The sequence below is a fragment of the Flavobacterium shii genome (genome assembly GCF_025847235.1).
Classification (GTDB): Bacteria; Bacteroidota; Bacteroidia; order Flavobacteriales; family Flavobacteriaceae; genus Flavobacterium; species Flavobacterium shii.
Genome location: NZ_JAOZEW010000002.1, coordinates 298,341 through 310,839 on the forward strand (window position 1 = coordinate 298,341; position 12,499 = coordinate 310,839).

Genomic DNA, 12,499 nt, shown 5'->3' on the forward strand with positions numbered 1-12,499 from the left:
TAATTTGCGTAATTTGTGGTTAATTTAATAATAATCATATTACTCAAAAAAAGTTATTCATTGACTCGATTTCAAAAAATTGTGAAATTCGTGGTAAAAGATAAAAAATATAAATGGAGACAGTTCAAGCTATAAAACAGCGTTTTGAAATTATTGGAAATGATCCTAAGCTTAATCGCGCCATCGAAAAAGCAATTCAGGTTGCGCCAACCGATATTTCGGTAATGGTAACTGGAGAAAGTGGTGTTGGTAAAGAAAGTATCCCAAAAATCATACATTCACTTTCGCATAGAAAACACGGAAAATACATTGCTGTAAACTGTGGTGCAATTCCTGAAGGAACTATAGACAGTGAATTATTTGGTCACGAAAAAGGAGCTTTTACAGGTGCTACAAGTACTCGTGAAGGTTATTTTGAAGTTGCCGATGGAGGAACTATTTTCTTGGATGAAGTTGGAGAATTACCACTTACCACACAGGTAAGATTACTTCGTGTGCTAGAAAATGGTGAATTTATAAAAGTAGGTTCATCTCAGGTACAAAAAACAAATGTGAGAATTGTAGCTGCAACCAACGTCAATCTTTTTAATGCAATCGAAAAAGGTAAATTTCGTGAAGATTTATACTATCGTTTAAGCACTGTTGAAATCACCCTCCCTCCATTGCGTGAGCGGAAAGACGATATTCATTTATTATTTAGAAAATTTGTATCTGATTTTGCTCATAAATACAAAATGCCTCCATTAAGACTAGATGATAACGCAGTCGAATTACTGCAAAAGTTTAGATGGAACGGTAATATTCGTCAGTTGCGAAATGTGGCAGAACAAATTTCGGTACTGGAAACTAATCGCGATATCACGCTTGCAACATTGCAATCTTATTTGCCTGCCGAAGGGCCAAATTTACCTTCTGTCATTAAGGAGAAAAAGAACGACAGCGATTTTAATACCGAGAGAGAGATTTTATACAAAGTACTTTTTGACATGAAAAGTGATTTGCATGATTTAAAGAAGCTTACTCTAGAATTAATGCAAAATGGTAGCGCAAATGTGCAGGAAACCAATAAAAATTTGATTAAAAAAATATATGGTTCGCAAGAAAATGATAGTGAAATTGACTACGAAGAAGAACCAAGAACAGCTGTTATGACAACTCCTAATCGTGAGGAACAATACCAGTCGAATGATGATAATTATTTATTTGCAGAAACAATCGAGGAAGAAGAAGTTTTAAGATTGGAGCAAAAAGAAATTGAAATGATCAAAAAATCATTAGAAAAAAATAAAGGAAAAAGAAAAGCAGCAGCAGATGAATTAGGAATTTCTGAGCGAACTTTATATCGAAAAATAAAACAATTCGATTTATAAAAACTGATCCTTTATAACTCTACAAGATTAATTGAAAAGTGATAATTAAAATAAAATAATACCTTTGATTCTTTAAAAAATAAAATGAGAAATATACAGTACCTAATAATAATTGCTATTGTTTTCACCTTTAGCAGCTGTTCAGTTTACAACTTTACAGGAACTGGTAAAATCGATGCAAAGACGTTTCAAGTAAATTACTTTCAAAACAATGCTGATTTAATTCAACCTGGATTAGATCGTGATTTTACTTTGCAACTTCAAGATCTTATTCAAAATCAAACGAATCTTAACTTGGTAAGCACAGGTGGTGATCTGGTTTACGAAGGAGAAATTACAGATTACAGAATTAGCCCAATGACAGCAACTGCAGATCAACAGGCATCTCAAAACAGATTAAAAATTAGAGTTAACGTAAGATTCACTAATAGAAAAAAAGAAACTGATGATTTTGAGAAATCATTCGAATTTTATTATGATTATCCTGCACAACAACAACTTGTAGGCGCTACATTAGACACTGCCCTTAAAGAAATTTTTGACCGAATTACTCAGGATATATTTAATGCGTCATTGGCTAAGTGGTAAAAAAGACTGATTCGCTTAATTGGTTAATCGTTAAACTGATAAAAGTGATTAAACAAACGACCGGATTAAACGAATAAACAATTTCAACGAATAAACAATTTCAAAACAATGAATGTCAACGATTATACTTACCTAATAAATAGACCCGATGCTATTACCGAAAAGCAAACGGAGGCATTGGGTAATGTGTTGAATGAATTTCCATATTTTCAAAGTGCAAGAGCATTGCGTCTAAAAGGGCTTCACAATCAAAACAGCTTTAAGTATAATTATGCTTTAAAAGTCACTGCTGCACATACTACAGACAGAGCTATTTTATTTGATTTTATAACATCTGAAATTTTTTCGACTATTCAGAAAGAATATTACGACAAGAAAGCTTTGGCACTTTTAGACATTACAGTTATTGATAGTGAACACCTTTTACCCGAAGTTGCAATAGAAAAAGTTGCAATAGAAAAAGTTGTAATAGAAAAAGCTGTAATTAAAGAAATTGTTGTTGAAGAAGTTGTAACAGAAAAAACAGAACCTAAATTAACAAATACTATTGAGCAATCTATTCTTACTTCTATAAAAGAAGCTTCGGCACCAAATATCGATATAAATATAAATACAGAGATTACTGAAGCTGTAGAAACTGCAGAAGAAAATCTGGAAATAGGCAAACCTCTGGATTTTTCTAAAAACGAAAAACACTCCTTTCAAGAATGGCTTCAACTTTCCAGAACTGAACCTATTGAACGAAAAGAGGAGAAGAAAGAAGAAAAAATTGAAAAAGAAGAAGCGCCTATTGAAGCTGAATCTCCTATAATTGAAGTTGAATCACCTATAATAGATGAAGAGAAAAAGAAAAAAGCCGAATTAATAGATAAATTCATTGAGACTAGCCCAAAAATTTCTCCTGTAAAACAAACCACAACTGTTGCTGCAAACATTCAAATCGACATTAATAAAGATGACAATTCTTACTTAATGACAGAGACTTTGGCTCGAGTATATTTGGAACAAAAAAAATATACAAAAGCAATACAGGCATATGAAATATTAATTTTGAAATATCCAGAAAAAATTAGTTTCTTTGCAGACCGTATTTCGGATATTAAGACATTACAACAAAATAACAATAATAATTAAACAATGAGTACATTTTCAATTTTTTTAGTTTTAATCACAATAGTTTGTTTTCTATTGATCGTAGTAATTATGGTTCAAAACCCTAAAGGTGGAGGATTATCTTCAACAATTAGCGGATCTCAAATGTTAGGTGGAGTACAAAAAACAACAGACTTTTTAGACAAAAGTACTTGGACTCTAGCTACAATTTTAATTGCATTAATCTTACTTTCTAGTTTAAGCTTTACTGGTTCATTAAGTGATGTAGAATCTAAAATCATAGAAAAATCTACAACAACTGCTCCAAGCACAACGCCTGTAGCTCCAGCACAACAAACACCAGCTGCGACTAATCCAGCGAAATAATATATTCTTTATAAAATATAAAAATGCCAGCCTGTCAAAGCTGGCATTTTTTATAAGAAATAATGTCAGTTTATTTAAGGTGGCATAGTTTCTGAAAGTTTATAAGCAAACAAAATTATAAATATAACATAATTATAAAATCATGACTTTAAACATTAAACCGCTTTCAGATCGCGTACTTATTGAGCCAGTTGCAGCTGAGACTAAAACTGCGTCAGGGATTTTTATTCCAGATACTGCCAAAGAAAAACCACAAAAAGGAACTGTTGTAGCCGTAGGAAATGGCACTAAAGACCATGCTATGACTGTAAAAGTTGGCGATACAGTACTTTATGGTAAATACGCAGGAACTGAATTAAAACATGAAGGAACTGATTACCTAATAATGAGAGAAGACGATATTCTTGCAATTATTTAAATCCCCCTAACCCCCGAAGGGGGGCAATAAACTACATAAAAAGAATATTAATCATCTACCCTGGCTCCCTCTCCTTTGGAGAGGGTTGGGGTGAGGAAAACAATAAACAAAAAATGGCAAAAGATATAAAATTTGATATTGAAGCACGTGACGGATTAAAACGTGGTGTTGATGCATTGGCAAATGCAGTAAAAGTAACTTTAGGACCAAAAGGTCGTAATGTAATCATCGGGAAATCTTTTGGTGGACCAAACGTAACCAAAGACGGTGTTACTGTTGCTAAAGAAATCGAATTAAAAGACCCATTAGAAAACATGGGAGCTCAAATGGTTAAAGAGGTAGCATCAAAAACTAATGATTTAGCTGGAGATGGTACTACAACTGCTACAGTTTTGGCTCAAGCAATCGTAAAAGAAGGTTTGAAAAACGTAGCTGCAGGAGCTAATCCAATGGACTTAAAACGTGGAATCGACAAAGCTGTTGAAGCTATCGTTGCCGACTTAGCTAAACAAGCCAAAGTTGTTGGAAGTGATTCTGAAAAAATAAAACAAATTGCATCTATTTCTGCAAACAATGACGAAGTAATTGGTGAATTAATCGCTACTGCTTTTGCAAAAGTTGGAAAAGAAGGTGTTATTACTGTTGAAGAAGCAAAAGGAACAGATACTTACGTAGATGTTGTAGAAGGAATGCAGTTTGACAGAGGATACCTTTCTCCATATTTCGTTACAAATCCTGAAAAAATGGAAGTAGAATTAGAGAATCCATATATCCTTTTGTACGACAAAAAAGTTTCTTCTTTAAAAGAACTTTTACCAGTTCTAGAGCCAGTAGCTCAATCAGGAAAACCATTATTAATTATTGCTGAAGATGTTGATGGTGAAGCTTTATCAACTCTTGTAGTGAACAAATTACGTGGAGCTCTTAAAATTGCTGCTGTAAAAGCACCTGGTTTTGGAGACAGAAGAAAAGCAATGCTTGAAGATATTGCTATCTTAACTGGTGGGACTGTAATCTCTGAAGAAAGAGGTTATACATTAGAAAACACTACAATCGAAATGTTAGGTACTGCTAAAAAAGTAACTATCGATAAAGATAACACTACAATTGTGAGCGGTGCTGGTGAAGCAGATATCATCAAAAACCGTGTGAACCAAATTAAAGGTCAAATGGAAGCTACAACTTCTGATTATGACAAAGAAAAATTACAGGAACGTTTGGCTAAATTAGCTGGTGGTGTTGCTGTTCTTTATGTTGGTGCTGCATCTGAAGTAGAAATGAAAGAGAAAAAAGACAGAGTTGATGATGCATTACATGCTACTCGCGCTGCTGTTGAAGAAGGAATTGTTGCTGGTGGTGGAGTTGCTTTGTTAAGAGCTAAAAACGCTTTGAGCGAAATAAAAGCTGACAATGCTGATGAAGCTACAGGTATTCAAATCGTATCTCGTGCTGTAGAATCTCCATTAAGAACTATCGTTGAAAACGCAGGCCTTGAAGGTTCTGTAGTTGTTGCTAAAGTTGCCGAAGGTTCTGGTGATTTTGGATACAATGCTAAAACAGATGAGTATGTCGATATGCTTAAAGCAGGTATTATTGATCCTAAAAAAGTAACTCGTGTAGCTTTGGAAAATGCAGCTTCTGTAGCTGGTATGATCTTAACTACCGAATGTGCTTTGATCGATATCAAAGAAGATAATGGAGGCGGAAACCCAATGGGTGGAGGTATGCCAGGAATGATGTAATCGTTCTTTTTTAAACTTAAGGCGTCAAATTTCGATTTGACGCTTTTTTTTTACCATGAATTGCTAAATTACATGAATTCGTCCGTTCCCTATCAATTGTGCTGTAGCAAACCTTTCTTTTATAATTGTTTAACATTTTTCTTTTACTGCTAAAAGTAATTATCTGTAACTTTGTTACTTCAATATTTTTTACAAATGAAAAAGTATTTCACTCCTCTTCTATCATTAATTTTTCTTTTCCTTTCTTTTATTTTAAATGCCCAATCCAATAAAGACACTTATGTAGTTTTAGTTTCTATGGATGGCTTTCGTTGGGATTATGCGAAACAATTTAATCTCCCTAATCTAAAACAAATTGCTAAAGAAGGTATTCACGCAAAGTCTATGAAACCTTCTTATCCAAGTAAAACTTTCCCCAATCATTATTCTATTGTAACAGGACTTTATCCAGATCATCACGGGATTATCAATAATGTTTTTTATGATGCAACACTAAATGAATCTTTTTCATTATCAACTAATGCAAAAAATGATTCCCGTTTTTATGGCGGAAATCCAATTTGGAATGTAGCTGAACAGCAAGGTATAAAAACAGCTTCTTTCTTCTGGCCTGGATCTGATACTGATCAGAAAAGACCAAGTTATTATAAAAATTACGACAATAAAATTCCGTACGAAACCAGAATCGATACAGTACTGAAATGGTTACAGCTACCTGAGAAACAACGTCCACATTTGGTTACTTTGTATTTTGATGAACCGGATCATACGGGACATAATTTTGGTCCGCTTTCTGTTGAAAATAAAAAAATGGTGATCAAAATGGATTCAATCATGGGAGAATTATCCCATAAATTAGATCAGTTAGCCATTGGAAAACAAATCAATTTAATTATTGTTTCAGATCACGGAATGGCTAGTATCAGCAATGATAAAAAAGTAGCTATCTTAGACTATCTAAAACCGGAATGGTTGGATTATAAAAATGTAATTAATCCTATTATGAGTTTGCAGGCAAAAAGTGGTTATCAGGATTCTATTGCAAAAGCTTTAAAAAAAGTACCACATATTAAGTTCTGGAGATCAACTGACGTTCCAAAGAGATTGCATTACGGCACAAATCCACGTGTACATGATTTTGTTATTGAAGCTGAAAAAGGATATAGTTTGGTAAATAATAAAACGCAGAATATAAAAGGAGGTACACATGGCTACGATAATAAAGAGAAAGATATGCATGCCATTTTTTATGCAAAAGGTCCTGCTTTTAAAGTAGACAAAGAAGTTAAATCATTTCAGAATGTTTCTGTTTACCCTTTAATTGCCCACATTTTAGGATTAAAAATTGATAAAGTTGACGGGAAGTTAAGCGAAGTAAAATCAATGTTGGCAAATTAGAGAATTTTAGCATAACTAGCTTCTTGCTTTAGCGGAGGATTATAACATAAAAATAAAAAACAGCTTTAGCCAAAATTTTAAAATTCGGTTAAAGCATTTCGTTGAACCGCTTTCATATATATATAAACCATTCTCGTTTTATTTCGGGTTCTTCATCCTTGTTTGCACCAATTATTAGTCAATCAAATTACAATAGAGCCTACCCTATTTATAATCAACTTATCCTCTCACTATTTAAATTGCATGTGACTCCAAATTAAATGAGTTATCAAAATAAAATTAATTACGAGAACATATAAAACAAAAAAAAGTAGTAAAATTATTTTTACTACTTTTTAGCATTTTAGCTTATACCTAATAATCTGTATCGTTTTTTACGACGAGATATATCTATTATATTTTATCTACTGGTCTTTTCTTTAATAGTTTCATTAAAACTGGAAAAGTTGTTATGATAACAATAATTATAATAATGTATTCGATATGTTGTTTTAAGTCGATTCCTTGTTTCAAAAATATTCCGTAAAGATAATGTCCGGAAAATATTAGAATAAAAGCCCATAAAAATGAACTCAAAATATTATAGAACATAAATTTCTTTTTGTCCATAGATACGATTCCGGCAACTATAGGAGCAAATGTTCTAAAAATTGGTAAAAAGCGTGCATAAATTATTGCTTTACCTCCGTATTTTTCAAAGAAATCTTTTGATTGTAATAAGTATTTTTTCTTGAACCAAAAAGTATCTTCTTTTTTAAATAAATAATACCCACTTTTGGCTCCAAACCAATATCCGGTCATGTTACCAAAAATCCCTGCAACGGCAACCATTAAAGCAAGTAAAAAAACATTTATAAAATCGTTCTCGATAAAAACCATGTTCTGAATTAAATCACGGCTATAAATTCCAGCTAAGAAAAGTAAACTGTCACCTGGTAAAAAGAAACCTGCAAAAAGTCCTGTTTCGGCAAAAACTATAAATAAAACAATGTATAAACCAATTTGAAATCCACCGATGGTAAGGGTAATATAAAACTCAGGATTGATTAATTGAGTCCAATCAAAATTATTCATATAAGCGATTTATTCGTTAAATTTATAAGTTGGTGAAAGTAATAATAAATTAGTTTAACCACAATAAATTGGCATATTTTAAAGTTTTATTAACGCTAAAAAAAGCCCAAATTCTCACTTGGGCTTCAATATTAATTTCTTTCGTATTTACAACACATAGGAAGTCCGTTGTAAACATCCTGTGTAGTCTTTGCAATGTCAGTATCATGACCTGCTTTTGCAATAGCATTTTTCACATCTGTTGGAGAAGTTTTCTCTTCGTTAAGGATTAAATTTAGTTTATGAGTACTAATATCCCATGTTGCCGATTTTACTCCCGAAACACCAAAAGCAGCTTTTTCTATTCGTTTTTTACAATGCTCGCAATTTCCACTTACTTCGGTTTCGTATTTAGCATTTTTATTCTTTTTATCTTGTGCCTGAGCGGTAAAAGAAAAAAGAGCTACTAGTAAAACCATTATTACATTCTTCATTTTGTTTTATTTTAAAGTGTTTAATTATTTTATTTTTGAGTTTTATTTTATTTTAAATCGCAATCCTGCATAATACATTTGTCCAAAAACCGGAGCATATACAATCGATGCGTCAAAATTTGGTCCAAATGGATTATCGCTTCCTAAAATCGCTTTGTCTTGTCGGTAATTCCCAATATTCTCCCCCCCTACATAGACTTCAAAAGTATCCGAAAAAACTCTTGTAACCTGAGCATTCATTAAGGAATATGAAGGTGAAAATTCGGGCAATCTGTCTTTCTCAGGATTTGAGGCCGTATTAGGCAATTGTTGTTCTCCAATCCAATTAAAGGTATAATCCATTTTCCATTGTTTCCCATTAACTAGATTTGTCTCATATTCCAAATTACCAAAGAAACGATGTTTCGCCTGTAATGGTCTTTCGAAATTTCCTGATAAATAATCTGTTCGGATATCATAATATTTATATGCTGAACGGAAATTAAAATTCTTTAGTAATTCATAGTTAAATTCGACTTGTAAGCTATTTGCATATGATTTTCCGTTTAAATTATAAAACAAAACCTCCTGCGGACTTTGCATTACATCTACAACAACCTGATTTTTGAAATCGGTTCTGTATAAATCAAAAACAACTTCGGCATTTTTATTAAACAAAGAAAACTTTTGCGAAAAGCTTAATCCATAATTCCACGCAATCTCAGGGTTCATTCCGTAAATCTTTCCGCTATTATCTAAAATCGAAAATACTCTTGAACTAGCAAAAAGCTGCTGATTCTCGGCAAAAATATTAGCAGAACGTTTTCCTCTACCTGCCGAAAATCTCAAAACTGCTTTCTCCCAAGGATTGTATCTCACATGTAAACGTGGTGTTACAAAAGTCCCTAAGCGATTATGATTATCGATTCTTCCGCCTAAAATTATGCTAAAATTATCGGTGTTATCATATGTATATTCAAAGAAAGCTCCAATAGAATTATCGATTCGGCTATAATCCGTTACATTTACAAACTCTTGGTATTGATCATAGGTAAAGTTCAATCCTGTTGCAAATTTATTCTTGGTATTATCTACAATCGAATTAAAAATCAAATTTGAATAATAACTATTCTGCTTGATATTATATTGGTTTAAACCAAAGTAAGATTTTTGATTATGACTATTAAATGCATTCTGAAAACCAATACTCTGAAAAGGCATATCGGGAAAAACATATCCTACTTTGGTCGATACATCGATTCGCTCTGTATTAATCTCTGATCCCCAATAATTGGTTGTTCCTTTATCTCGATCTTTATCAAAATCAAGTTCGCCAGTTTGTTTTTTATCATTCATATACCTCAAATTAACAAACCCTACCCAGCCTTTTTTGGCGTTATAATATTGATATCTATTTAAAATATTGATTTGTTTTGCCAATGGATTATCCATAAATCCATCATGATTCATGTCTGTTTTTGCAACACGTGCATTCCCATGAACCAATAAACTAGTTGCCCATTTATCTGAAAGTTGTTTGGTAAAATGAGTATTTAATTCAAACCGAGAATCGGTAGAACCATAAGCGTTGAGAAAAAACGGAATGTCATTTATAGGTTTTAATAATTCTGTATTTATTTGCCCCGAAATACTTTCGTATCCATTTACAACACTTCCTGCGCCTTTGGTAATCTGAATACTTTCGACCCAGGTTCCAGGCGTAAATGACAATCCATAAGCCTGAGAAGCACCACGAACCGATGGAACATTTTCTTCGGTAATCATTAAATAAGGACTGGTAAGACCCAGCATTTTAATTTGCTTAGTTCCCGTTAACGCATCCGAAAAATTAACATCTATTGATGGATTGGTTTCGAAACTTTCGGCAAGATTACAACAAGCTGCCTTTAGTAATTCCTTACTCGTTATAAGTGAAGTATTTCCTGTAAGGGTATATGATTTTTTAATTCCTTTTTGCTTTTTAGTAATCTTAACTTCTTCTAGATTTTCTTGCGAAAAAACAGGAATACAAAGCAAAAGCATAGCAAAAAGCGCTATATTTTTTTTCATGAAAATAATTTTTAATGCTTAAAAAAGTACATTCAAATCACGATAAATGATTTGACTTTAAAAACATTAAAATCAGGCGTAAAATATATATTGATGATAGAGTTTAAATAGCGGTGGCGCATGAGCATCGCTATAATAAGTAGTTAACTGTTTGCTTTTAAAATTTGGAACAGAGAAAAAAGCAACTGTTTTAATTTCTTGAATAGTAAAAGGAAAATCAAGCTGAAACAAAAATGTCTTAATAGTAGCTGTATCTGATTTTTTCTCAAAATGAACAACTTTATCTTTACAGCAGGATGACTTTTTTTCCTGAGCTGCTCCGCAACATCTTTTCCCAGATGAAGCTTGTACTGTTGTATTTAATGAAATCGAAGCTAGTTTGCCTCCACAATAATGCACGTCGAAAGCTAATCCTACATTGGAGACCAATAGCAGGAATGCCAAAAACAAACTAGTGCATCTTTTTAAATTCATACTGCAAAATTAGCATTATAATTATTTCCCAAAATGAAATTCTTGTTAAAAATTAAAAAAAGTAGTATCACAATTCAAACTCCTGCCCCATTAAAGGGATTGTACAATTAAATCCATACTTTTCTTTGATTTTTATACGAAGTGCATCTGCGGGAACATTTTCTCCATGCACAAGAAATACCTTTTTGGGCTTTTGCTCCAATGCCGAAAGCCAATTAAGCAAATCATCTTGATCCCCATGAGCCGAAAGCCCTGCTATTTCTAAGACTTTTGCACGAACCGAAAAATATTTTCCACGAATTTTAATTTCTTCAGCACCTTCTAATAATTTTCTACCTCGAGTTCCTTCAGCTTGGTAACCAACTATGATTACTGTAGTTTGTGGTAAACTAATATAATGTTCAAAATAATTCAACACCCTCCCTCCAGTAGCCATTCCGCTTGCAGCAATAATCACTTTGGCGCTTTTATTATAAATAATATCCATAGTTTCCTGATAATCCGAGACTAGAGAAAACATCTTGGTCATACCTTCACACTCCTCCATCGTTAATTTATGCCAGTCTTTATTATTAATAAATATTTCCAAAGCACTAATTCCCATCGGGGTATCTATAATATATGGCATATTCGGAATCCTACCTTCTTTTTTTAATTGCCACAACAAGTACATTATACTTTGCGCTCGCTCTACTGCAAAACTTGGTATAATGACTGTCCCTTTTTTTTGGAATGCTTTATTAACATATTCTGCCAGTTCTTCTTTGGCATCTGTATCCGGATGCAGTCGATTACCATAAGTACTTTCTAGAAATATATAATCTCCTTTTTTGGGTTTTTCCGGCGGGTACAACAATACATCATTATCACGACCAATATCTCCAGAGAAAACCAATGTTTTTTTCTCGGCTGTCAATGCAATACTACATGCTCCCATAATATGCCCTGCAGTAGAAAAAACTGCTGAAATATCTGCTTCTAATAAAAACGGCTCGTTGATTTTTACTACTCTAAAAAGCGGAAAAACTTTCTTGGCTTGCTCAACCGTATAAAGTGGCTCTGCAATTTCATGTCTGGAATATTGCTCTTCATTGGCTTTATTCGCCTCTTCTTCCTGAATTTTGGCACTGTCTAAAAGAATAAGTTTGGCTATTTCTTTTGTTGGACCCGAACAATAAATTCTCCCTTTAAAACCTTGATATACCAATCTTGGTAACCAACCACAATGATCTAAATGACCATGAGTAAGCAACACAAAATCTATCGTAGAAGGTAAAACCGATAAAGGCTCCCAATTGAGTTCCCGTAGAGGTTTTATACCTTGAAACTGTCCACAATCAATTAAAACTCTAACACCATTACTCTCAATCAACGTTTTAGAACCAGTTACGGTTCCTGCACCTCCAATAAATTTGACTTTCATTTCATTTGAAT

The 12,499-nt window shown here is 33.0% G+C and carries 12 protein-coding genes; 7 read left to right on the forward strand and 5 right to left on the reverse strand.

Annotation, left to right across the window (positions count from 1 at the left end; all coding sequences use genetic code 11):
- Positions 1 to 113: 113 nt before the first annotated feature.
- From OIU83_RS03340 to OIU83_RS03370, 7 genes are all read left to right on the forward strand, one after another.
- Positions 114 to 1,370, forward strand: coding sequence for a sigma-54 interaction domain-containing protein (locus OIU83_RS03340; RefSeq protein WP_264204852.1), 1,257 nt, complete (start codon positions 114 to 116; stop codon positions 1,368 to 1,370).
- Positions 1,371 to 1,454: 84 nt separating this feature from the next.
- Positions 1,455 to 1,958 (forward strand): LptE family protein, encoded by a 504-nt coding sequence (locus OIU83_RS03345; RefSeq protein ID WP_264204853.1) that lies wholly within the window; start codon positions 1,455 to 1,457, stop codon positions 1,956 to 1,958.
- A 108-nt stretch (positions 1,959 to 2,066) separates the two neighbouring features.
- Positions 2,067 to 3,092 (forward strand): tetratricopeptide repeat protein, encoded by a 1,026-nt coding sequence (locus OIU83_RS03350; RefSeq protein WP_264204854.1) that lies wholly within the window; start codon positions 2,067 to 2,069, stop codon positions 3,090 to 3,092.
- A gap of 3 nt (positions 3,093 to 3,095) precedes the next feature.
- On the forward strand, positions 3,096 to 3,437 hold the full coding sequence (gene secG, locus OIU83_RS03355) for a preprotein translocase subunit SecG (protein ID WP_264204855.1): 342 nt from the start codon (positions 3,096 to 3,098) through the stop codon (positions 3,435 to 3,437).
- 142 nt (positions 3,438 to 3,579) lie between these two features.
- The gene (locus OIU83_RS03360; RefSeq protein WP_264204856.1) at positions 3,580 to 3,855 is read left to right on the forward strand and encodes a co-chaperone GroES; all 276 of its coding nucleotides are present in this window, start codon (positions 3,580 to 3,582) and stop codon (positions 3,853 to 3,855) included.
- 113 nt (positions 3,856 to 3,968) lie between these two features.
- Positions 3,969 to 5,597 (forward strand): chaperonin GroEL, encoded by a 1,629-nt coding sequence (groL, locus tag OIU83_RS03365; protein ID WP_264204857.1) that lies wholly within the window; start codon positions 3,969 to 3,971, stop codon positions 5,595 to 5,597.
- A 195-nt stretch (positions 5,598 to 5,792) separates the two neighbouring features.
- Entirely contained in the window at positions 5,793 to 6,995 is a 1,203-nt protein-coding gene (locus tag OIU83_RS03370) for an alkaline phosphatase family protein (protein WP_264204858.1), read from the forward strand.
- Between the two features lie 393 nt (positions 6,996 to 7,388).
- Here OIU83_RS03370 and OIU83_RS03375 read toward each other — a convergent pair whose 3' ends face one another.
- From OIU83_RS03375 to OIU83_RS03395, 5 genes are all read right to left on the reverse strand, one after another.
- A complete protein-coding gene (locus tag OIU83_RS03375; protein WP_264204859.1) occupies positions 7,389 to 8,069 on the reverse strand; it encodes a DedA family protein in 681 nt (226 codons plus the stop codon).
- A gap of 131 nt (positions 8,070 to 8,200) precedes the next feature.
- Complete coding sequence (locus OIU83_RS03380) at positions 8,201 to 8,542, reverse strand: heavy-metal-associated domain-containing protein (protein WP_264204860.1); 342 nt, start codon at positions 8,540 to 8,542, stop codon at positions 8,201 to 8,203.
- A gap of 42 nt (positions 8,543 to 8,584) precedes the next feature.
- The gene (locus OIU83_RS03385; RefSeq protein ID WP_264204861.1) at positions 8,585 to 10,591 is read right to left on the reverse strand and encodes a TonB-dependent receptor plug domain-containing protein; all 2,007 of its coding nucleotides are present in this window, start codon (positions 10,589 to 10,591) and stop codon (positions 8,585 to 8,587) included.
- A gap of 72 nt (positions 10,592 to 10,663) precedes the next feature.
- Positions 10,664 to 11,065 (reverse strand): HYC_CC_PP family protein, encoded by a 402-nt coding sequence (locus tag OIU83_RS03390; protein ID WP_264204862.1) that lies wholly within the window; start codon positions 11,063 to 11,065, stop codon positions 10,664 to 10,666.
- 67 nt (positions 11,066 to 11,132) lie between these two features.
- Complete coding sequence (locus tag OIU83_RS03395; RefSeq protein ID WP_264204863.1) at positions 11,133 to 12,488, reverse strand: MBL fold metallo-hydrolase RNA specificity domain-containing protein; 1,356 nt, start codon at positions 12,486 to 12,488, stop codon at positions 11,133 to 11,135.
- Positions 12,489 to 12,499: the final 11 nt, after the last annotated feature.

Coding starts and splice junctions, on each gene's coding strand:
- OIU83_RS03360 (WP_264204856.1), top strand. CDS start 3,580: ATGACTTTAAACATTAAACCGCTTTCAGATCGCGTACTTATTGAGCCA.
- OIU83_RS03350 (WP_264204854.1), top strand. CDS start 2,067: ATGAATGTCAACGATTATACTTACCTAATAAATAGACCCGATGCTATT.
- OIU83_RS03345 (WP_264204853.1), top strand. CDS start 1,455: ATGAGAAATATACAGTACCTAATAATAATTGCTATTGTTTTCACCTTT.
- OIU83_RS03390 (WP_264204862.1), bottom strand. CDS start 11,065: ATGAATTTAAAAAGATGCACTAGTTTGTTTTTGGCATTCCTGCTATTG.
- OIU83_RS03380 (WP_264204860.1), bottom strand. CDS start 8,542: ATGAAGAATGTAATAATGGTTTTACTAGTAGCTCTTTTTTCTTTTACC.
- groL (WP_264204857.1), top strand. CDS start 3,969: ATGGCAAAAGATATAAAATTTGATATTGAAGCACGTGACGGATTAAAA.
- OIU83_RS03385 (WP_264204861.1), bottom strand. CDS start 10,591: ATGAAAAAAAATATAGCGCTTTTTGCTATGCTTTTGCTTTGTATTCCT.
- OIU83_RS03340 (WP_264204852.1), top strand. CDS start 114: ATGGAGACAGTTCAAGCTATAAAACAGCGTTTTGAAATTATTGGAAAT.
- OIU83_RS03375 (WP_264204859.1), bottom strand. CDS start 8,069: ATGAATAATTTTGATTGGACTCAATTAATCAATCCTGAGTTTTATATT.
- secG (WP_264204855.1), top strand. CDS start 3,096: ATGAGTACATTTTCAATTTTTTTAGTTTTAATCACAATAGTTTGTTTT.
- OIU83_RS03395 (WP_264204863.1), bottom strand. CDS start 12,488: ATGAAAGTCAAATTTATTGGAGGTGCAGGAACCGTAACTGGTTCTAAA.
- OIU83_RS03370 (WP_264204858.1), top strand. CDS start 5,793: ATGAAAAAGTATTTCACTCCTCTTCTATCATTAATTTTTCTTTTCCTT.